This is a genomic window from Streptomyces sparsogenes, assembly GCF_001704635.1.
Taxonomy (GTDB): domain Bacteria; phylum Actinomycetota; class Actinomycetes; order Streptomycetales; family Streptomycetaceae; genus Streptomyces; species Streptomyces sparsogenes.
Genome location: NZ_MAXF01000013.1, coordinates 81,051 through 99,832 on the forward strand (window position 1 = coordinate 81,051; position 18,782 = coordinate 99,832).

Annotated in this window: 18 protein-coding genes; 9 read left to right on the forward strand and 9 right to left on the reverse strand. The window is 73.7% G+C overall.

The features are described from left to right. Positions 1-56: 56 nt before the first annotated feature. The gene (locus BBH68_RS01360; protein WP_065958339.1) at positions 57-461 is read left to right on the forward strand and encodes an ectoine synthase; all 405 of its coding nucleotides are present in this window, start codon (positions 57-59) and stop codon (positions 459-461) included. 5 nt (positions 462-466) lie between these two features. After that, positions 467-1,357, forward strand: coding sequence for an ectoine hydroxylase (gene thpD / locus BBH68_RS01365; RefSeq protein ID WP_065958342.1), 891 nt, complete (start codon positions 467-469; stop codon positions 1,355-1,357). A gap of 76 nt (positions 1,358-1,433) precedes the next feature. Here thpD and BBH68_RS01370 read toward each other — a convergent pair whose 3' ends face one another. Continuing rightward, on the reverse strand, positions 1,434-2,495 hold the full coding sequence (locus BBH68_RS01370; RefSeq protein ID WP_065958427.1) for an aminotransferase class V-fold PLP-dependent enzyme: 1,062 nt from the start codon (positions 2,493-2,495) through the stop codon (positions 1,434-1,436). Between the two features lie 93 nt (positions 2,496-2,588). Beyond that, positions 2,589-3,242: a DsbA family oxidoreductase gene (locus tag BBH68_RS01375; protein WP_065958344.1), complete on the reverse strand. Its 654-nt coding sequence runs from the start codon at positions 3,240-3,242 to the stop codon at positions 2,589-2,591. Between the two features lie 82 nt (positions 3,243-3,324). Between BBH68_RS01375 and BBH68_RS01380 the strand changes: the two genes are divergently transcribed. Both BBH68_RS01380 and BBH68_RS01385 read left to right on the forward strand, forming a co-directional pair. After that, positions 3,325-3,600 carry a plasmid mobilization protein gene (locus tag BBH68_RS01380; protein ID WP_065958345.1) on the forward strand — a complete coding sequence of 92 codons (276 nt, stop codon included), beginning with the start codon at positions 3,325-3,327 and terminating at the stop codon, positions 3,598-3,600. Then, on the forward strand, positions 3,597-4,085 hold the full coding sequence (locus tag BBH68_RS01385) for a hypothetical protein (protein ID WP_065958347.1): 489 nt from the start codon (positions 3,597-3,599) through the stop codon (positions 4,083-4,085). Before BBH68_RS01380 ends, BBH68_RS01385 begins: the two co-directional genes overlap by 4 nt. Before the next feature lie 154 nt (positions 4,086-4,239). Here BBH68_RS01385 and BBH68_RS01390 read toward each other — a convergent pair whose 3' ends face one another. After that, positions 4,240-5,769 (reverse strand): aldehyde dehydrogenase (NADP(+)), encoded by a 1,530-nt coding sequence (locus BBH68_RS01390; RefSeq protein WP_065958348.1) that lies wholly within the window; start codon positions 5,767-5,769, stop codon positions 4,240-4,242. A gap of 131 nt (positions 5,770-5,900) precedes the next feature. Between BBH68_RS01390 and BBH68_RS01395 the strand changes: the two genes are divergently transcribed. The 4 genes from BBH68_RS01395 to BBH68_RS01410 all read left to right on the forward strand — a co-directional run bounded on the left by BBH68_RS01395 (position 5,901) and on the right by BBH68_RS01410 (position 9,829). Beyond that, on the forward strand, positions 5,901-6,671 hold the full coding sequence (locus BBH68_RS01395) for an IclR family transcriptional regulator (protein ID WP_065958349.1): 771 nt from the start codon (positions 5,901-5,903) through the stop codon (positions 6,669-6,671). Between the two features lie 250 nt (positions 6,672-6,921). After that, positions 6,922-8,109 carry a sensor histidine kinase gene (locus BBH68_RS01400; protein ID WP_079150737.1) on the forward strand — a complete coding sequence of 396 codons (1,188 nt, stop codon included), beginning with the start codon at positions 6,922-6,924 and terminating at the stop codon, positions 8,107-8,109. Continuing rightward, positions 8,106-8,795, forward strand: a complete 690-nt coding sequence (locus tag BBH68_RS01405; RefSeq protein WP_281182457.1) for a response regulator transcription factor — start codon at positions 8,106-8,108, stop codon at positions 8,793-8,795. The genes BBH68_RS01400 and BBH68_RS01405 overlap by 4 nt, the downstream gene beginning before the upstream one ends. A 53-nt stretch (positions 8,796-8,848) precedes the next feature. After that, entirely contained in the window at positions 8,849-9,829 is a 981-nt protein-coding gene (locus tag BBH68_RS01410) for an aldo/keto reductase (protein WP_065958352.1), read from the forward strand. Between the two features lie 45 nt (positions 9,830-9,874). Here BBH68_RS01410 and BBH68_RS01415 read toward each other — a convergent pair whose 3' ends face one another. After that, entirely contained in the window at positions 9,875-11,113 is a 1,239-nt protein-coding gene (locus BBH68_RS01415) for a right-handed parallel beta-helix repeat-containing protein (protein WP_079150731.1), read from the reverse strand. 341 nt (positions 11,114-11,454) lie between these two features. Between BBH68_RS01415 and BBH68_RS01420 the strand changes: the two genes are divergently transcribed. Beyond that, entirely contained in the window at positions 11,455-12,345 is an 891-nt protein-coding gene (locus BBH68_RS01420; protein ID WP_065958353.1) for a class I SAM-dependent methyltransferase, read from the forward strand. A gap of 67 nt (positions 12,346-12,412) precedes the next feature. On the opposite strand, the gene BBH68_RS01425 is transcribed toward BBH68_RS01420, so the two are convergent. The 5 genes from BBH68_RS01425 to BBH68_RS01445 all read right to left on the reverse strand — a co-directional run bounded on the left by BBH68_RS01425 (position 12,413) and on the right by BBH68_RS01445 (position 18,780). Continuing rightward, positions 12,413-13,732 carry a pectate lyase family protein gene (locus BBH68_RS01425; protein ID WP_065958354.1) on the reverse strand — a complete coding sequence of 440 codons (1,320 nt, stop codon included), beginning with the start codon at positions 13,730-13,732 and terminating at the stop codon, positions 12,413-12,415. A 91-nt stretch (positions 13,733-13,823) separates the two neighbouring features. Continuing rightward, entirely contained in the window at positions 13,824-15,161 is a 1,338-nt protein-coding gene (locus BBH68_RS01430) for an ABC transporter substrate-binding protein (protein WP_065958355.1), read from the reverse strand. Positions 15,162-15,197: 36 nt separating this feature from the next. Next, on the reverse strand, positions 15,198-16,736 hold the full coding sequence (locus BBH68_RS01435) for a glycoside hydrolase family 43 protein (RefSeq protein WP_065958356.1): 1,539 nt from the start codon (positions 16,734-16,736) through the stop codon (positions 15,198-15,200). After that, on the reverse strand, positions 16,733-17,614 hold the full coding sequence (locus BBH68_RS01440; protein ID WP_065958357.1) for a DUF6807 domain-containing protein: 882 nt from the start codon (positions 17,612-17,614) through the stop codon (positions 16,733-16,735). Before BBH68_RS01440 ends, BBH68_RS01435 begins: the two co-directional genes overlap by 4 nt. Then, on the reverse strand, positions 17,611-18,780 hold the full coding sequence (locus BBH68_RS01445; RefSeq protein ID WP_065958358.1) for a Gfo/Idh/MocA family protein: 1,170 nt from the start codon (positions 18,778-18,780) through the stop codon (positions 17,611-17,613). The genes BBH68_RS01440 and BBH68_RS01445 overlap by 4 nt, the downstream gene beginning before the upstream one ends. Positions 18,781-18,782 lie beyond the last annotated feature (2 nt).

Here is an 18,782-nt window from a genome sequence, read left to right on the forward strand (position 1 = left end):
TCTCATCCCACACCGGATCCCACACCGGATCACGAACAGAAAGGCGACCATCCACCGTGATCGTCCGATCCTTCAAGGACATCGAGGGCACCGAACGGCATGTGAAGGCCAAATCGGGCACCTGGGAGAGCAAGCGCATCGTCCTCGCGAGGGAGCGGGTGGGCTTCTCGCTGCACGAGACCACGCTCTACGCGGGCACCGAGACGTCGATGTGGTACGCCAACCACATCGAGGCCGTGCTGTGCGTGGAGGGTGAGGCCGAGCTCACCAACGACGAGACCGGCGAGAAGCACTGGATCACCCCCGGCACCATGTATCTGCTGGACGGGCACGAGAAGCACACGATGCGCCCGAAGACCGACTTCCGTTGCGTCTGCGTCTTCAACCCGCCGATCACCGGGCGGGAGGACCACGACGAGAACGGCGTGTATCCCCTGATCACCGAGCCGGAGGAGGTTTGATCCGGATGACCACCACGGTCGCAGACCTGTACCCGACGCGAGGCAGCTCCGAGACGGTCACCCCCCGGGTGGACCCGGTGGTGTGGTCGGAGCCCGGGGCGCCCGGCCCGATGCGGCCGTCCGAGCTGAGCGACTTCGACCGCGACGGCTTCCTGGCGATCGAGGAGCTGATCACCCCGGACGAGGTCGCGGTCTACCGCGCCGAGCTGGACCGGCTGATCTCCGATCCCGGGGTGCGGGCCGACGAGCGCTCGATCATCGAGCCGAAGTCGCAGGACGTGCGGTCGGTGTTCGAGGTGCACCGGATCAGCGAGGTCTTCGCGAACCTGGTCCGCGACCCGCGCGTGGTGGGCCGGGCCCGCCAGATCCTCGGTTCCGACGTGTACGTCCACCAGAGCCGGATCAACGTGAAGCCGGGCTTCGGCGCCTCCGGCTTCTACTGGCACTCGGACTTCGAGACCTGGCACGCCGAGGACGGGCTGCCGAACATGCGGACGGTGTCCGTCTCGATCGCGCTGACCGAGAACTACGACACCAACGGCGGCCTGATGATCATGCCGGGGTCGCACCGCACGTTCCTGGGCTGCGCGGGCGCGACGCCCAAGGACAACTACAAGAAGTCGCTGCAGATGCAGGACGCGGGCACCCCCTCGGACGAGGCGCTGACCAAGCTCGCCGACGCGCACGGCATCAAGCTGTTCACCGGCAAGGCGGGGTCGGCGACCTGGTTCGACTGCAACTGCATGCACGGGTCGGGCGACAACATCACGCCGTACCCGCGCAGCAATGTCTTCATCGTCTTCAACAGCGTGGAGAACACGGCGGTCGAGCCGTTCGCGGCGCCCGTCCGGCGGCCGGAGTTCATCGGGGCGCGGGACTTCACCCCCGTACGGTGACCCGGCCCCCTGGCCGGGGGCGGGCCCGGACCACCGGGCCCGCCCCCGGCCAGGGGTGGTCAGAGGGTGTCTCCCGCTACGCCGTGGCCGACAGGACGGAGACCACGTCGAGCAGCCGGTCCACATCGGCCGCGGAGTTGTAGAGGTGGAACGAGGCGCGCAGATTCCCCGCGCGGGCCGAGACGACGACGCCGGCCTCGGCGAGGCGGGGCGCGGCGTGGCCGAGCCCCGGCACGGACACGATGGCCGAGCCCGGGGCGTCCACCCACCGGTGTCCCAGCTGGGCGAGCCCGGCCCGGAAGCGGTCGGCGAGCGCGCGGTCGTGGGCGCCGATGGCGTCGACGCCCAGCTCCTCGATGAGCGCGAGGGCGGGCGCGGCGCCCACGTACGACAGCAGGCCGGGGCTCTGGTCGAAGCGGCGGGCGGAGTGCGCGAGTTCCTCGACCGGCCCGTAGCAGCTGTCCCAGGGTTTCTCGCCGGCCGCCCAGCCGGCGAAGACCGGGGTGAGCCCGCCGAGGTCCTCGGGGACGGTCAGGAACGCGACCCCGCGCGGGCACAGAAGCCACTTGTAGCCGACGCACACGGTGTAGTCGGCCTTGTCGGCGTCCACCGGCAGCCAGCCGGCGCCCTGGCTGCCGTCCACCAGGAGCCGGGCGCCGTGGGCGCGGGCGGCCGCGCGGATGGCGTCCAGGTCGGCGATCCGGCCGTCCGCCGACTGCACGGCGCTGACGGCGACCAGGGCGGTGCCGGGGCGCACCGCGTCCGCCAGCTCCTCCAGCGGCACGGCGCGCGGCTTGAGGTCGCGGCGCATGGTGAAGGGGTTCACCAGCGAGCTGAAGTCGCGTTCGGCGTACAGGACTTCGGCCCCGGCGGGCAGCGAGGCCGCCACCAGCGCGGCGTACACGGCGACCGAGGCGCCCGCGGCGACCCGCCGCGCCGGCACCCCGGTCAGCCGGGCGAAGGCGGCGCGCGCCTCCTCCACCGCCTCCCAGGCCAGGTCGGCGGCGGGTCCTCCGCCGGCCGTGGCGTCGAGCGCTTCCTTCATCGCGGCCACGGCCCGGGCGGGGGTCAGACCGGTGGAGGCGTTGTTGAGGTACGTCGTCTGCGGCGCGAATTCCGCGCCTCCCAGGGGCTCCATGCCCATCCACTATGGGAGGCGTTCACCCCCGCGTCCATCAAGGAGGTCCGTCCGGTGTCCCCGGGCGTGCCCCGCTTCTCGGCTGCTTGTCGGCTACTTCTCGGCGCTGACCTGCGTGGCCTCCCAGGCCTGGCGCAGCGCCTGGGTGAAGATCTCAGCCGGTTGGCCGCCCGAGACGCCGAAGCGGCGGTCGAGGACGAAGAAGGGCACGGCGGTGGCGCCCAGCTCGGCGGCCTCGCGCTCGTCGGCGCGCACGGCGTCGGCGTAGGCGCTGTCGTCGTCGAGCACCGCGCGGGCCTCGTCGGGGTCGAGCCCGGCCTCGGCGGCGAGGGAGACCAGCGTCGCGGGGTCGAAGACGGATCGTTCCTCGGCGAAGTTCGCGGCGTAGAGCAGGTCGAGCAGGTCGCCCTGGCGGCCGCGGGCCTTGGCGAGGTGCAGCAGCCGGTGGAGATCGAAGGTGTTGCCGTGGTCCCGGTCCGCGCGGTAGCCGAGGCCGGCGTCGGCCGCGGCCTCGGCGACCCGGGCCTCCATGGCCTGGGCCTGCTCGCGCGGGACCCGGTACCTGGCCGTCAGCATGTCGAGCACCGGCACGGTGTCGCCCTTGGGGCGGTCGGGGTCGAGTTCGAAGGAGCGGTGGACCACCTCGACCCGGTCGCGGTGGTCGAAGGCGGCCAGGCCCTCCTCGAAACGGGCCTTCCCGATGTAACACCAGGGGCAGACGATGTCGGACCAGATCTCTACGCGCATGGAGCGGGTCAACCGCTGAGGGCCCCGGTTCATTCCCCCCGGGGATTGCGATCACCTGATTCGGGGTGATTGTCTCCCCAACATGGCCAACCTCATCCTCCGGCTCACCGAAGAAGAACACGAGGAGATCCGGCGCCGTGCGGCGGCCGTCGGTATGACGCCGCAGGCGTACGGGCGGGCGCGGCTCGCGCTGGACCGGGACGAGACGCGGGAGGCCTTCCTGGCCGCGTTCCGGGATTCGCTGCACCGCTGGAGGGGCGAGTTCGACGAGCTCAACGAGGAGCTGGCGGCCCGGCCCCGCAGCACCAGCAAGGAGATGGGGTTCGACCCGGCCACGTGCCTGAAGGACGCGTGTTGACCCCGTCGCCGGGGCATCCGATCGACTTCCCCACCCTGCTCCAGGCGACCGCGGACATCCCCGGCTCGCCCGCCATAGACGACTACGGCGTGCCGCTGGCGGCGGTCCACCGGCACGGCGCGCACATGCTGAACCAGGACGTGTACTGGGGCGCCCATCTGAAGGCGGCCGCGGTCCTGGACACGCTGCTGCGCCATCCCTGGCTGGAGCACTCCCAGGCCGACGCGGCGTGGGCCGCGACCCGGGCGGTGCTGACGATAAACGGCCTGACCCTCGCCCGGGACGTCAAGGGCTCGGAGGTCCTGGCGCTGATGCGCGACATCGCGGGCCCGGGCATTCCGCTGCGCGACATCGCCCGCGCGCTGCGCGCCTGGACCACGGAGGGGACGGCGGACGGGACGGCGGAAGGCGCCGCGGAGGGGCCGGCGGACGGCACGTCGGGCGGGACGACGGACGGCATGACGGACGGGACGGCGACCGGCTGAGCGCCGCGCTCGCCGGGCGCGTACGCCCAGGGGGGGCCGACCTGTGGGGCACCGACCGTGGGGCGGGACCGGCCGGTCCCGCCCCACGGTGTGCCGTGGCGCGTGTCGTACGGACCCTGTCGTACGGCGCGCGTCGTACGACAGGCTCCGGGGCTCAGGCCTCGCGGCGCCCGTTCACCCGGCGGGGCAGCCCCAGCGGGTTCTCGTCGCGCAGCTCCGGCGGCAGCAGCGCGGCCGGGGCGTCCTGGTAGGTGACCGGCCGCAGCCAGCGCTCGATGGCGGTGCCGCCGACCGAGGTGGAGGTGGAGGTGGTCGCCGGGTAGGGGCCGCCGTGGTGCTGGGCCGGGGCGACGGCGACGCCGGTCGGCCAGCCGTTGACCAGGACGCGGCCCGCGAGCGGGGTCAGCTCGGCGAGCAGCTCGCCGGCCCGGCCCTCGGCGCCCGCGCCCTCGGCCTCGGAGAGGTGGACGGTGGCGGTGAGGTTGCCCGGCAGCCGCCCGAGCACGGCCTTGATGTCCTCGTCGCTCTCGTAGCGGGCGAGCACGGTCACCGGGCCGAAGCACTCCTCGAGCAGCACGTCGTGCGGCCCCTCCTCGGCGAGCAGCCGGGCGGGGACGGTGAGGAAGCCGGCGCTGACGGTGTGCTCGCCGCCGGAGCCGGGGGTGACCGGGGCGTCCACCTCGGGGAGTTCGGCCCGCTCCTTGACACCGGCGACGAAGTTGTCGCGCATGCGGTGGTCGAGCAGCACGCCGGCCTCGCTGTTGCTGACCGCCTCGGTGAGGGACTTCACCAGGCGGTCGCCCGCCTCGCCCGCCGGCGCGAGGACGAAGCCGGGCTTGGTGCAGAACTGGCCCATGCCCAGGGTCATCGACCCGCCGAGGCCCGAGCCGATCTGCTCGGCGCGCTCGGCGGCCGCGGCCTCGGTGACCACGACCGGGTTGAGGCTGCCCAGCTCGCCGTGGAAGGGGATCGGCACCGGCCGGGCGGCCGCGGCGTCGAACAGGGCGCGGCCGCCCCGGATCGAGCCGGTGAAGCCGGCGGCGGCCACCAGCGGGTGCTTGACCAGCTCGACGCCGGCCTGGAAGCCGTGGACCACCGAGATCACATCGGCGGGCAGCCCGGACTCCTCGGCGGCGCGGCGCAGCGCGGAGGCGGCCACCTCGGAGGTGGCGGGGTGGTCGGGGTGCGCCTTGACGACGACCGGGCAGCCGGCGGCGAGCGCGCTGGCGGTGTCGCCGCCGGGCACGGAGAAGGCGAGCGGGAAGTTGCTCGCGGAGTAGACGGCGACGACGCCGAGCGGCACCTTGTAGCGGCGCAGGTCGGGCCAGGGCGGGGTCTGGGTGGCGTCGGCGTGGTCCACGCGTACGTCGAGGAAGGCGCCCTCGTCCACGATGTCGGCGAAGGCCCGCAGCTGGTAGGTGGTGCGGGCGAGCTCGCCGGTGAGCCGGACGGGGCCCAGCGCGGTCTCGGCGTCGGCCGCCTCGATGAGCCGGTCCTTCGCCTCGTCGAGGCGGTCGGCGGCGGTGCGCAGGAAGGCGGCGCGCACCGTCCGGTCGGCCAGGGATTCGCGCGCCGCGTGGGCAGCCCGCACCACGCGGTCGATCTCCTCGGCGGTGGCTTCGACCGCGACCTGCTCGCGCTGCTTCCCGGTTCGGGGGTCGACGCTCCACACTGGTGCTGACACCGGGGATTCCTCCTGCTGAGTTGGCGCTGCTTGCGTCCCGCACCTCGACTGTTGTTCGATATGCTGAACGCTGTCCCTGATGATGAATTCTGTCGGGACTCTATGGCTGTTCGAACAAAGGGGTCAAGGCGATGTCAACTGCCGAGACGGGTGGGGCCCAGGTCAAATCGGCGGTCCGCACGGTCGAGCTGCTGGAATTCTTCGCCGGCCGGCCCGGCATGCACAGCCTGGCCGCCGTCCAGGAGGCCGTGGGCTATCCCAAGTCCTCTCTCTACATGCTGCTGCGCACCCTGGTGGAGCTCGGCTGGGTGGAGACCGACGCGACCGGCACCCGCTACGGCATCGGGGTGCGCGCCCTGCTGGTGGGCACCTCCTACATCGACGGCGACGAGGTCGTGGCCGCCGCCCGGCCCACCCTGGACCGGCTCTCGGACGACACCACCGAGACCATCCACCTCGCCCGCCTCGACGGCACCAACGTGGTCTACCTCGCCACCCGGCAGTCCCAGCACTATCTGCGCCCCTTCACCCGCGTCGGCCGCCGGCTGCCGGCCCACTCCACCTCGCTGGGCAAGGCCCTGCTGGCCACCTACCCCGACGAGCAGGTGCGCAAGATGCTGCCGGAGACCCTCGGCGCGCTCACCGAGCACACCATCACCGACCGCGAGAAGCTCATCGAGGAGCTGCACGTCATCCGCGAGCAGGGCTACGCGGTGGACCGCGAGGAGAACACGCTGGGGCTGCGCTGCTTCGGCGTCGCGATCCCCTACCGCACGCCCTCGCGGGACGCGATCAGCTGCTCGGTGCCTGTGGCCCGGCTCACCCCCACCCATGAGCAGATGATCAAGGACGCCCTGTTCGACGCCCGCGACCGCCTCACCCTCGCGACCCGCCGTCTCTGACCCGCGCCCTGGCTCCCGCGCCCCTGCCCCCTTCACCGGCCGGAGGCCCGGCTCCCCCGGCGGCGCGGGCGACCACCGGGCTGATGGACGTGACTTACGCTGTCCAGGTGATCGTCGGGTTGCTCGTTCTGGTGGCCGGTGCCCGCTTCTTCGGCGAGTGCGCCGCGCCGCGCCGGGTGGCGTGACCCCGGTGCGGTGGCGGCGGGCCCGACTGCGCTGGGTGCACCTGGTGCTCGGCGGGGCGCTGCTGATGCCGTACTACCTGCTGACCGGCGCCGTCCTGGTGGCGGTCGTGCCGGGCGCCCGGCCCCTCGAGTCGCTGTGGTGGCAGCTCGCCGCGTACGCCCTGGCCGTGCCGCTGGCCGTGCCGACCGCACTCTTCCCGCTCGTACGCCCCCTGGAGGCCACCGCGGCCCGCTCGCTGTGCGGGCTCCCCGCCTCCGCCGAACTCGCGCCCGGCCCCGCCACCTCCTGGGACGCGCGCAGCCGCACGGCCGTGTGGTACGGGCTGCACCTGGCGCTCGGCGGCCTGGTCAGCGGGATGACTCTCGCCCTGCCGCCCGCCGCGGCGCTGCTGGTCGCGCTGCCGTTCACCGACGGTTCGTACGCCAGGGGCCTGGGCTGGCCGGCCCTCTTCGACGGCGCCCGCGCGCTCGCCCCCGCCGCCGGCGTCCTGCTGCTGGCGGCCCTGGCAGCGGTGGCCGCGGGCGCCGGGGCACTGCTGACCCGCTGCGCGCCCGTGCTGCTCGGACCCACGCCCGCCGACCGGCTCGCGGCCGCGGAGGAGCGGGCCGCCCGCCTCGCTTCCCGCAACCGGCTGGCCCGCGAGCTGCACGACTCGGTCGGGCACGCGCTGAGCGCGGTGACCTTGCAGGCGAGCGCGGCGCGCAAGGTCCTGGACACGGATCCGGAGTTCGCCCGGCAGGCGCTGGCCGCCATCGAGGAGACCACGCGCGGGGCGGTCGGGGAACTCGACAGCGTGCTCGGCCTGTTGCGGGAGGGCGAGGAAGCGGCGGCCGGCGGGAGCCGCCCCGCCCCGGCCCCCACCCTCGCCGATCTGGACGGGCTGCTGGCCCGGACCCGGGCGGCGGGCGTCGCCGTCCACCTGACGGCCCCGGGCCCGCTGGACCGGCTGCCGCCCGTGGTGTCCCGCGAGGCGTACCGCATCGTGCAGGAGGGGCTCAGCAACGTGCTGCGCCACGCGGGCCGGGTGCCGGTACATCTGCTGATCACCGAACGCGCCGACGGAGAAGGCGAGTTGGAGATCGTGATGGACAACCCGGTGCGCGGGGCCGCGCGGTGGCGTCGCACCGGCGGCGGCCGCGGGCTGCGCGGGATCGCCGAGCGCGCGGCGCTGCTGCGCGGAAGCTGCGCCTGGGGCCCGGCCGGTGACCGGTGGCGGCTGACGGTCCGGCTCCCCCTGGGGACGGCCCGGTGAGCGCGCCGGCTCCCGTCCCGGCGTCGCCTCCCCTGCGCGTGGTGATCGCCGACGACGAGCGGATGGTGCGCACCGCGCTGCGCGCCATCCTGACCGCCGAGCCGGACCTGGAGGTCGTCGGCGAGGCGGGCACCGGAGCCGAGGCCGTCCCGCTGGTGCGCGAGCTGCGCCCGGACATCGTGCTGATGGACGTCCGCATGCCCGAGATCGACGGCATCCGCGCCACCGAGCAGATCCTGGCCACCCTGCCCCAGCCGCCGTGCGTGATCGTCGTGACGACCTTCGAGAACGACAGCCATGTGTACGACGCGCTGCGCGCGGGGGCCAGCGGCTTCCTGCTCAAGCGGGCCGGGGCGGACGAACTGGTGCAGGCGGTGCGGCTGGTGGCGCGCAGCGACTCGCTGCTGTTCCCCGCCGCGGTACGGGCGCTCGCCGCAGCCCACGCGGACGGGAGGCGACAGGCCGCCTCGGCGCGGGCGCTGCGCGGCCGGCTCTCGGAGCGTGAGGCGGAGGTGCTGCGGCTGATGGCCGCGGGGCTGTCCAACGCGGAGATCGCCGGCCGGCTCACGGTGGGCGCCGCCACGGTCAAGACCCATGTGGCCGCGGTGCTCGCCAAGCTCGGCGTGCGCGACCGCACCCAGGCGGTCATCGCGGCATACGAGTGCGGTTTCGTCACGCCGGGCTGACACACGGGCGCGTCGGTGGTCTGCTGTGAGCGGTCGAGTGAAAGGTGGGACGCATGGAGTACGCGCGCCTGGGGCGGTCCGGTATCAAGGTCTCGCGGATCTGCCTGGGGATGATGAGCTACGGCGACCCCGAGCACCGGAAGTGGCAGTTGGACATCGACGCCGCCCGGCCCATCGTGCGGCGGGCGGTCGAAGGCGGCGTGACGTTCTTCGACACCGCCGACATGTACTCCAAGGGCCGGAGCGAGGAGATCACGGGCGAGCTGCTGCGGGAGTTCTTCCCCAGCCGTGACGACTACGTCCTGGCCACCAAGGTGTACTCGCCGATGGGGCCGGGCCCCAACGACCGCGGGCTGTCCCGGAAGCACATCATGGCGGGCATCGACGCCTCGCTGCGCCGGCTGGGCACCGACCACGTGGACCTCTACCAGATCCACCGGTGGGACCCGGAGACGCCCGTCGAGGAGACCATGGAGGCGCTGCACGACGTGGTGCGGGCGGGCAAGGCCCGCTACATCGGCGCGTCGTCCATGTTCGCCTGGCAGTTGGCCAAGGCGCAGTACACGGCCGAGGCGGCGGGCCGGCCCCGGTTCGTGTCGATGCAGAGCCACTACAACCTGCTGTACCGGGAGGAGGAGCGGGAGATGAACCCGTTCTGCCTGGACCAGGGGGTGGGGGTGATCCCCTGGAGCCCGCTGGCCCGCGGGCTGCTGACCGGCACCCGCGACCGGAACCGCACCGGGCGGACGGCCAGGGCGAGCGACGACCCGCTGGTCGAGACCTGGTACGGCGAGGCCGAGTTCGACATCGTGGACGCCACCCGCGCCGTGGCCGAGGAGCACGGGCTGCCCCCCGCGCGGATCGCGCTCGCGTGGCTGCTCGGCAAGCCCGCGGTGACCGCGCCGATCGTGGGCGCGACCAAGGTCGGCCATGTGGAGGACGCGGTCGCCGCGGTCGAGGTGGCCCTCGACGAGGAGGAAGTGGCCCGCCTGGAGGCACCGTACCGCCCGCGCCCCATCATGGGTCACCACTGACGGGACGCGGGCAGGAGCGGTGCGCGCCCGGAGGACGGGCCGGCGTCACTCCATCGTCGAGCCGACCTCGGAGCCGTCGGCCACGACCAGGAAGCTGGTCACGGGCAGTGAGCCGTCCTGCCGCCGGGCGCCGCGGGCCGTGACGGGGTCGGTGGTGACGAAGGGCGGGGTGGCCGCGCCGGGGTTCCAGCCGCTGCTCCGGCCCGGGGTCCAGTGGCTGCCCCGGGAGACGGCCGTGGCCTCCGGGTCGGCCTTGGCCCGGCCGTTGGAGACGGCGAGGTTGCGCTCCAGCCGGGCGTGGGCGCCGGGGAAGGAGTAGCCCGCGGCCTGGTTGCCGTACGCCGTGGTGCGCCGGACCCGGATCGCGCCGGTGTTGCCCAGCGCCGCGAAGCCGTACTGGGTGTTGCCCCAGGCGGCGGAGTTCCGTACGACATGGGCGGGCGACGGGGTCGGGGCGTCGCCGCCGAGCTGGAATCCGCTGCCGTCGCCCCGGAAGTGGGGGATGTGCCAGCGGTTCTCGCCGTTCCCGAAGGACCAGGTGTGCTCGATGGTGACCGGGCTGGCCCATCTCCACAGGTCCACGCCGTCGTCGCTGTTGTTGAACGCCCGGACCCCGGTGATCAGGTTGCCCCGGCCGGAGCCGTGGGTGATGGCTATGCCGTCCGCCTGCTTGCCGCCGGTGGCGTCGTCGTGGTTGTCGTACGAATCCAGGTTGCGGATCACGTTGTGGTCGCTGCCGCTGCCGCGCAGGGTGAGCCCGGTGTCGCCGTTGCCGTGGGTGGAGAGGTTGGTGAAGACGGTGCCCGCGCAGGAGGTGCAGACCAGGCCGCCGCCGGGGGCGTTGCGGAACTCGATGCCGGTGACGGTCCAGTTGTCGGCACTGAGCGCGAGCAGCGCGGAGCCGGGCCTGAGCCGCGAGCCGTCGACCCGGACCTGCTCGGCGCGGTACGGCCGCAGCTCGACGCGGTCGCGGGCGGTGCCGTCCACCGAGCTGTGGAGGGTCCGGGCGGGGTAGTAGGTGCCGCCGCGCACCTCGATGACCGTGCCCGCCTTCGCGACCGAGAAGGCCTTCTCCAGCGTGCGGAAGGGGGATTCGAGGGTGCCCGCGTCCCGGTCGTCGCCCTGGGGCGAGACGTACACGCTCGACACCACCGCGCTCGCGCCCTCGGGCGCGGCCGTCAGATAGACCCCTGCCACCGCCGACGCCACGATGACGGCGCTGCCCAGCGGCAGCGTGCGGTCCTTACGGCGGCGGTGGCGACCGCGCTTGCGCCTCAGCCCCATGGCAACTCCTGTTCCGCGTCCAGGGAATGGGCCGGGGGATCCTGGTCCGACCCATTCCAAGCCGTAGTTGCCGCCAACCTCAGCTTAGGTTGCCGCGCACTCGCGAATTCTTAGATTACGAAATCGGGATGGCCGCAGGAGGGCCCGGGTCAAACCTTGATCATTTCGTGGCCGGAGAGGCCCCCTCGCCGGTCGAAGGCGGTCAGACTGCGCATGGGACGGCTCACGCGGTCGGACTGCGCATGGACGGCTCACGCCGGACCGCAGGACGGCACGGACAACATCCGAATGCGGTAGCCTCAGGCAACTAGTTCTCCGATCGAGGCCACGGGAGGCCCGAGATGCAGCCGCGCAGCCCCAGCCGCACCGCCCGGCGGGTCGCCGCGCTCCGCGCGGCCCACCAGACGCTGGACCACGGCTGCCTGTTCCGTGATCCGCTGGCCGTCCGCCTGCTCGACGCGGACGCCGGGGAACTGCTCGGCGAACCGGACCAAGGCCCCACCGCGCCCGAGCGCCGGGCCTTCCGGCTGTTCATCGCCGCCCGCTCGCGCTTCGCCGAGGACCATCTGGCCGCCGCCGTCGCGCGCGGCGTGCGCCAACTCGTGGTGCTGGGCGCCGGGCTGGACACCTTCGCCTACCGCAATCCGCACGAGGCGGCCGGTCTCGCGGTCTTCGAGGTGGACCACCCGGCCACCCAGCAGTGGAAGCGCGAACGCCTGTCCCGCGCCGGCATCCCGCTGCCCCCGTCGCTGACCTTCGCGCCGGTCGACTTCGAACGGGAGAGCCTGGGCGACGGCCTGGCGGCGGCCGGATTCGACCCCGCGCGACCGGCGTTCTTCAGCTGGCTGGGCGTGGTGCCGTATCTGACCCGCGACGCGGTGTTCGGCACGCTCGGATACCTCGCCGGCCTGCCCGGCGGCGCGGAGGCGGTCTTCGACTACAGCGAGCCGCCGAGCGCCATGACGCCGCGCGCCCGAGCCGCCCACCGCGCCCGCGCGGCGCGCGTGGCCGCGGTCGGCGAGCCCTTCCTGAGCTACTTCGCGCCCGAGGAACTGGCGGCGGACCTGCGGCGGGTGGGCTTCGCCGCGCTGGAGGACGTGGACGCGCTCCGGCTGCTGGCCCGTTACACCGGCGAGCGCGCCGACAGCCACACCGGCGGCGCCCCGGACGGGCGCCCACGCCGCTCGACGGCCCACGTCCTGCGCGCCGCGACCCGCCCCCGATCCCGGTGACGCGAGGAGGGGAGGCCGGGCGGGGCCAGGTGACGCCCGACCTCCCCGCTCGGGGGGTGGCGGTTCCTCAGAGGCGGCCCGCGCCCGCGCGCCGGTCCACGACCCCGGGCACCGCGCCCGGCGCGTCGACGCGGGTGCGCAGCGTGGGCGTCCAGCCCGCGTCGTCGCCCAGCTGCTCGCCGGGTACGCCCGCGTTGTGGGCGGCGAGGAGGCCGAGCGGCTTGCCGCCGACGTAGTTGTTCTTCTCGGTCAGCGCCGTGCCCTTCCACTTCTTGATGACCTTGGCCGGGTCGGCCGAGCCGGGCAGGGTGAAGGCGTTGGCCTCGGCGTACAGCTGGGACTCGACGCCGACGCCCCAACTGTAGGAGTAGCCGTCGGCGGGGGCGATGTAGTGGTTGTCGTAGACGTCGACCTTGCCGAAGCGGACGCGCGGGGCGCGCTCGACGATGTTCCTGAAGACGTTGTGGTGAAGGGTGACGCGGAGCCTGCCCCGGTCGGTGGCGCCCGCGCTGTCGCTGTTGCCGATCATCAGCGTCTTGTCGTGGTCGGCGAAGACGTTCCAGGAGGCGGTGACGAGGTCGGAGCCGCGCACCACGTCCAGTTCGCCGTCGTGCTGCTGGTAGAGCTGCCCGTAGTAGCGAGGCTGCGCGCTGTCGGGGCGGCGGCCGTCGGTGAAGGTGTTGTGGTCGACCCAGACGTGGGTGGAGCCGTACACGACGAGGTTGTCGTACTCGGAGTTCCAGGCGCCGTCCGCGCCGTCGGTCGGGTCCCAGGCCGGGAAGCAGTCGAAGGCGTCCTCGAAGGTGAGGTTGCGGATGATGACGTTGTCCGCGCCGGTGACCTGGAGGCCGGCGCCCAGCAGCCGGGCGTCCCGGCCGACGCCGACGAGGGTGGTGTGGGAGGGCACGGCCAGCTTGACGCGCTTCGCCTGCTGCGCGGCCGAGGCGGCGCGGGCGTCCTCCAGCGGTCCCGACGGCTGGGCGTCGCCCCAGGTGGCCGGGTCGTAGGCGGCGAGGTAGGCGTCCAGGGTGTAGCCGTCGGTGGCGTAGTCGGCGCAGGACAGGGGCTTGCCGGAGTCGTCGGTGTTGGCGTCGATGGTGCCCTTGACGTAGATGGTCCGGGGGCTGCCGTCGGCGCCGTCCAGCGCCTTGGCGAGCTGGGCCCGGTTGGTGACGGTGAAGGTGTGGGCCCGGTCGGCCCTGGCGCCGCCGGTCGTGCCGCCGTCGGCGGAGGCCCAGCCGTCGCCCGCCGGGAGGGTTGTGCCCCGCAGGGGGGCCGAGGGGGCTGCGGGGGCCGCCGTGGCGGGGGCGGCGGCGAGCGCCAGGGAGGCGCAGCAGAGCACCGGGACGAGCGAGGCGACGCGAGCATGACATCCGAGTGTGCGCATGTTCCGGCTCCTTGCGGACGTGGGAGGGACGGGTGGGGCAGGGCGGGGGCCGGCCGCCGGCGCGGCGGCCGGCCCGCGGCGCGATCGCGCGTCAGTTGTGCTTCTTCCAGTCCGCCTGGGCCTTGTCGAGTTCGTCCGCGACCTTGTCGCAGAACTCCTTGGCGGTCATCTTGCCGAGCAGCACCTTCTGGAAGTCGGGCTCGTTGTCCGCCTTGCTGATGGTGTTCCAGTCCGGCAGGTAGTACGGCAGCTGCACCACCTTGGTCCGCGGGTCGCTGAGCGACTCCAGCGCCGCCTTGGTCGGCGGGGCCTGCTTGATCCAGGCGTCGTCCGCGGCGTCCACGTTGGCGGGGATGGCGCCGACGTCCTGGTTCCAGAGGCTGTTCATCTCCGCGGAGGCGGCGAACTCGATGAACTTCCAGGCCGCCGCCTTGTTCTCGCTCGCCTTGAACAGACCGAGGCCGTCGACCGGGTTGGAGACGATGGTGCGCGGCTGTCCGTCGGCGGACGGCGGCATCGGCACGCCCGCGATCTTGTCCTTGCCGAACGCCTTCAGATGGTCGGTGTAGCTGCCCAGGTTGTGCTGGAGCATCCCGATGTCGCCCTGGTCGAACTGGGCCACCATCTTGGTGAAGTCGTTGTTCAGGTCGGCGGCCGGGGTGACCTTCTTGTAGAGGCCGACGTACTTCTCCAGCGCGGCCACGTTCCTGGGGTCGTCGAGAGTGGTCTTGTCGCCGTCCCAGAAGGTGGTGATGCCGGACTGGGCGTACATCATCTCCATCGCCTGGGCGATGGACCCGGCCCCGCCGCGCAGGGTGAAGCCGAACTCGTTCCCGCCCTTGTCGGTCAGCTCCTCGGCGGCCTTGTAGAAGTTGTCCCAGCTGGTCGGCGCGTCCAGGCCCTTGGCCTGGAACAGGTCGGTGCGGTACCACAGGGTGCCCTGGTTGGCGGAGGTCGGGACGGAGAACATCTCCTTGTCGTCGCCGCCTGCCGACCGGACGCTGTCCACCATGTTCTTGACCAGCTTGCCCTTGAGGGGGCTGTCCTGGATGCGGTCGGCGACCGGCTCCAGGGCGTCCTGGGCGACGAGGTTGGCCAGGTACGCGGTGCCCACGCCGCCCATGTCGGGCAGGCTGTCGCCGCCGCCCTGGATGGCCGTGTCGTACTTCGACTGGACGTCGGCGATCGGGATCGGCACGTACTCGACCTCGATGTCCGGGTACTTCTTCTCGAACTTGGCGATGATCTGCTTCCAGATCGCGGTGCGCGGGCCGCCGTTGTTGTCCCAGAAGACGATCTTGCCCTTGCCGGACCCTTCCGACCCGGAGTCCGACCCGTCGCCCCCGCACGCGGTGGCGGACAGGGCGAGGGCGAGCGTCACGGCCACGGCCGCGGCGCCGCGTACGGCCTTGCCGCCCTTGCGGGACATCGCTGGTATCGCATGTGTTCTCATCGTGCGCATCTCCTAGTGAGCCGTGCGGAAATCCGTCAACTCGGCGTGCCCGGGCGGGCCCTGCCCCTCGGGGGCCGTGGCGAAGAGGCCCAGGAGCGCGCCGACCCAGCGCCACGGCGTGGCGGCGAAGACGGGGCCCGAGGGCTGCCGGCCGTCGCCGGTGTCGGCGAGGAAGCGGCAGCGGGCGCCCCGGGAGACCTCGATCCGGAGCCGGGCCCGCCCGCCGGGTGCCTCGCGCGGGTGCTCGGCGTCGCGCTCCCGTTCGGTGGCGACGTCGGCGAAGCGGTGGACGAGGCGGGTGCCGTCCACCGTCCGCTCCAGGCCGATCCAGCCGAACGCGTCGCCGAGGACGGCCAGTCCGGCCTTGGCGCCCGGCACCTCGCTGTGCAGGGACAGCCCGACCGTCACCGTGAACTCCTCGGCGGGCAGCCGCTGCACCAGCACATTGGGCAGCCGCCGCAGGTCGTGGGCGTCGGCGGTGCGGCGGCAGGTCAGCCGCAGCCCGTCGCCCCCGTGGGTGGTGGTCCAGCCCGGGGCGGGGTTGGCGGTCCACGACCACTGGCGGCCGAACCGCCCGCCGGGGAAGCCGTCGTCCGTCGCCGGGGCCTCGGGGGGCTGCGGCTCCGCCTCGGGCTTGCGGTACGAGGCGACGGGCTCGCCCCGGTCGCCCAGGACGGGCCAGCCGTCCTCGGCCCACTCCATGGGTTGCAGATGCACCACGCGCCCGTACGCGCCCCGCTGCTGGAAGTGGAGGAACCAGTCCTCGCCCGCCGGGGTGTCCACCCACCCGCCCTGGTGCGGGCCGTTGACGTCGGTGGCGCCCTGGGCCAGCACGATCCGGTGTTCGTACGGGCCGAAGAAGTCCCGCGAGCGCAGCGCCCCCTGCCAGCCGGTCTCCACGCCCCCGGCCGGGGCGAGGATCCAGTACCAGCCGTCCCGCCGGTAGAGCTTGGGCCCCTCCAGGGTGAACCAGCCGGGGATGGTGTCCGCGTCGACGATCAGCCGGCCCTCGTCCAGCAGAGCCGTGCCGTCGGGGCTCATCCGGTGGCCGGTGAGCCGGTTCTTGACCCCGGCGCGGGACTTGGCCCAGGCGTGGACCAGGTAGGCCGAGCCGTCCTCGTCCCACAGCGGGCAGGGGTCGATCAGGCCCTTGCCCGCCTTGAGCAGGTGCGGCCTGGTCCACGGGCCGCGCGGGTCGGCGGCGTTGACCTGGTACACGCCGGTGTCGGGGTCGCCCCAGAAGATCCAGAAGCGGCCGTCGTGGTGGCGGATGCTGGGCGCCCACACCCCGCGGTCGTGGCGTGGGGCGGCGAAGGCCTCCTCGGGTTCGAGGCGTTCCAGGGCGTGCCCGATCAGCCGCCAGTTGACCAGGTCGCGGGAGTGGAGGAGGGGCAGCCCGGGGGCGCGGCCGAAGCTGGAGGCGGTGAGGTAGTAGTCGTCGCCGACCCGGATCACGTCGGGGTCGGACCAGTCGGCGTTCAGCACGGGGTTGCGGTAGGTGCCGTCGCCCCGGTCGGCCCGCCACACCGGCCCGCTCGCGGCCGGGCTCATACGGTCGCCCCCTTGTCGGACAGTTGCGCCCCGATACGGGCGGCCGCCTCGCGGTCGAGGCGGCCGTCGGCGACCGCGGTGACGATGCGGCGGGTGACGGTGTCGGCGGGGGCGATGGCCAGCCGCCGGTCCCAGGCGAGGGCCGAGCCGACGCCGGGGTAGTCGCCGGTGCGGACGAACCAGGGGTCGGCCCGGGTGTCGCCCGTGGCGCCGGCGAACACCAGCGTCCAGTCCTCGGCCGCGAGCGCCAGCCAGTCGGAGGCCCGGCCGTGCACGGCGGCCTCGCCCTCGCCGTCGGCGCTGAAGACCCGGGGCGGCTCGGGGCGGCGCGGCGCGCGCCAGAAGAAGCCGCCGTAGCCCGCGCCGGGGCGGCCGCCCGTCGCCGGGCTGCCGAGGGTGACGGTCTCCCCCGTCACATTGGTGAGAGCGGTGGTGAAGTCGAGCGCCCAGCAGCCGTCGGCGACCTGGGAGACGGTGCGCACCGCGACCGTGCGCCGCTCCAGCAGGATCTGCCGGCCGCCCGCGGCCCAGGACAGCTCCTCCACGAAGCCGTCCGGGTCGCGCAGCAGCCAGCCCAGGTGGCGCTGGGAGCCGTGGTTGTCCAGCTCGGTGGGGCCCTGGCCGCGTACGTAGGTGCGGCCGCCCCAGAAGTTGCGCCCGGCCACGTCGGGGACGGCCACGCCGACGCCCAGGTGGTGCGGGTGGTCGGCGGGGCGGGACTCGGTGACGGTGATGCCCGCCAGGGTGCGTACGGGGTGCAGGTGAGGGCGGGGGGAGAGGGTACGGGGCAGCTGCGGGCGGTGGGTGTAGGTGCCGACGGGCCGCCCGTCGCAGCGCAGCACGGTGCAGGGGGGCCGGTTGGTCAGGGAACGGTTCATGGGTGGGGGACCTCCGCGGGGGGTGCGGCCCAGGGGGCGCGCAGTTCGGAGTAGAGGGCGAGGCGTTCCGCGCCGGCGGCGACCAGGCGGTCGATGCCCGGCACCACGCGGCGCTTCGCCGAGGGCGCCGCGCCGACGCCCGGCTCGGTGCGCCAGGCGTCCGCGGGGAGCCGGACCGGATCGGGGGCGGTGCGGATGGCTTCGACGACGCGCATGAACGCGCCGGCGCTGGGTGGGGGGACGAGCAGCTCGGTGCCGTCCCGCAGATGCGCGACCAGGTTCTCCAGGAGGTCGGTCCGGGGGTGGTCGGTGGCCTCGGGCTCGTGACCCGGGCGCTCCACGAGCACCCGGTCCTGCTTGTACCAGAAGGTGATCCGGCCCCGGTCGCCGTGGACCAGGACGTACGGCTCGCCGGGCCGCTCGGCGCACAGCGTGGCGGCGACGGTGACGGTGGTGGCGCGGGTGGTGCGGATCCGTACGCAGGAGGTGTCGTCGGCCTCGATGTCGTTGGCCCGGAACAGCTCCGGCTCGATGGACGCGATGTCCTCGGCGCGGTCGGCGCCGTCGATGCGCAGGGCGGTGGCGACGGCGTGGGCGAGGGGGTTGGTGAGCACCCCGTCGATGACGTCGCGGCCGTCGAGCCTGCGGTGCCCGGCCCAGGGGGCGCGGGTGTAGTACGCCTCGTCGCGCGCCCAGGCCCCGGCCGCGCCGATGCCCGTGACCTGACCGATGGCCCCCTCGGAGACGAGCTTCCCGATCGCGGTCAGGGCGTGGGAGCCGAGCGACTGGAAGCCGATCTGGCAGGCGGTGCCGCGCTCCCGCAGGCCCTCGGCCATGCGGGTGAACTCGGCGTAGGAGGGGGCGGGCGGCTTCTCCAGCAGCAGGTGGGCGCCGCGCCCGGCGGCGGCGAGGGCGAGGTCGGCGTGGGTGTGGATGGGGGTGCAGACGATGGCGATCCGGGCGCCGCTGCGGGTGATGAGGTCGGCGAGGTCGGTGGACTGCTCGGGCGTGCCGAGGCCGTCGCCCAGCTCTTCGGCGGTCAGCGGGGACAGTTCGCAGACCCCGGCGAGCCGGACCAGGCCCTGGGCGGTGAGCCGCCGGATGTTCTCCAGGTGCCGGCGGCCGTGGCCGCGGGCACCGGCGAGGACGAGGGGTGTGGGTTCCATGG

Excerpts from the sequence above, each read along its gene's own strand:
- thpD (WP_065958342.1), top strand. The coding sequence starts at position 467 with ATGACCACCACGGTCGCAGACCTGTACCCGACGCGAGGCAGCTCCGAG.
- BBH68_RS01370 (WP_065958427.1), bottom strand. The coding sequence starts at position 2,495 with ATGGAGCCCCTGGGAGGCGCGGAATTCGCGCCGCAGACGACGTACCTC.
- BBH68_RS01375 (WP_065958344.1), bottom strand. The coding sequence starts at position 3,242 with ATGCGCGTAGAGATCTGGTCCGACATCGTCTGCCCCTGGTGTTACATC.
- BBH68_RS01380 (WP_065958345.1), top strand. The coding sequence starts at position 3,325 with ATGGCCAACCTCATCCTCCGGCTCACCGAAGAAGAACACGAGGAGATC.
- BBH68_RS01395 (WP_065958349.1), top strand. The coding sequence starts at position 5,901 with ATGTCAACTGCCGAGACGGGTGGGGCCCAGGTCAAATCGGCGGTCCGC.
- BBH68_RS01400 (WP_079150737.1), top strand. The coding sequence starts at position 6,922 with ATGCCGTACTACCTGCTGACCGGCGCCGTCCTGGTGGCGGTCGTGCCG.
- BBH68_RS01410 (WP_065958352.1), top strand. The coding sequence starts at position 8,849 with ATGGAGTACGCGCGCCTGGGGCGGTCCGGTATCAAGGTCTCGCGGATC.
- BBH68_RS01415 (WP_079150731.1), bottom strand. The coding sequence starts at position 11,113 with ATGGGGCTGAGGCGCAAGCGCGGTCGCCACCGCCGCCGTAAGGACCGC.
- BBH68_RS01420 (WP_065958353.1), top strand. The coding sequence starts at position 11,455 with ATGCAGCCGCGCAGCCCCAGCCGCACCGCCCGGCGGGTCGCCGCGCTC.
- BBH68_RS01425 (WP_065958354.1), bottom strand. The coding sequence starts at position 13,732 with ATGCGCACACTCGGATGTCATGCTCGCGTCGCCTCGCTCGTCCCGGTG.
- BBH68_RS01430 (WP_065958355.1), bottom strand. The coding sequence starts at position 15,161 with ATGTCCCGCAAGGGCGGCAAGGCCGTACGCGGCGCCGCGGCCGTGGCC.
- BBH68_RS01435 (WP_065958356.1), bottom strand. The coding sequence starts at position 16,736 with ATGAGCCCGGCCGCGAGCGGGCCGGTGTGGCGGGCCGACCGGGGCGAC.
- BBH68_RS01440 (WP_065958357.1), bottom strand. The coding sequence starts at position 17,614 with ATGAACCGTTCCCTGACCAACCGGCCCCCCTGCACCGTGCTGCGCTGC.
- BBH68_RS01445 (WP_065958358.1), bottom strand. The coding sequence starts at position 18,780 with ATGGAACCCACACCCCTCGTCCTCGCCGGTGCCCGCGGCCACGGCCGC.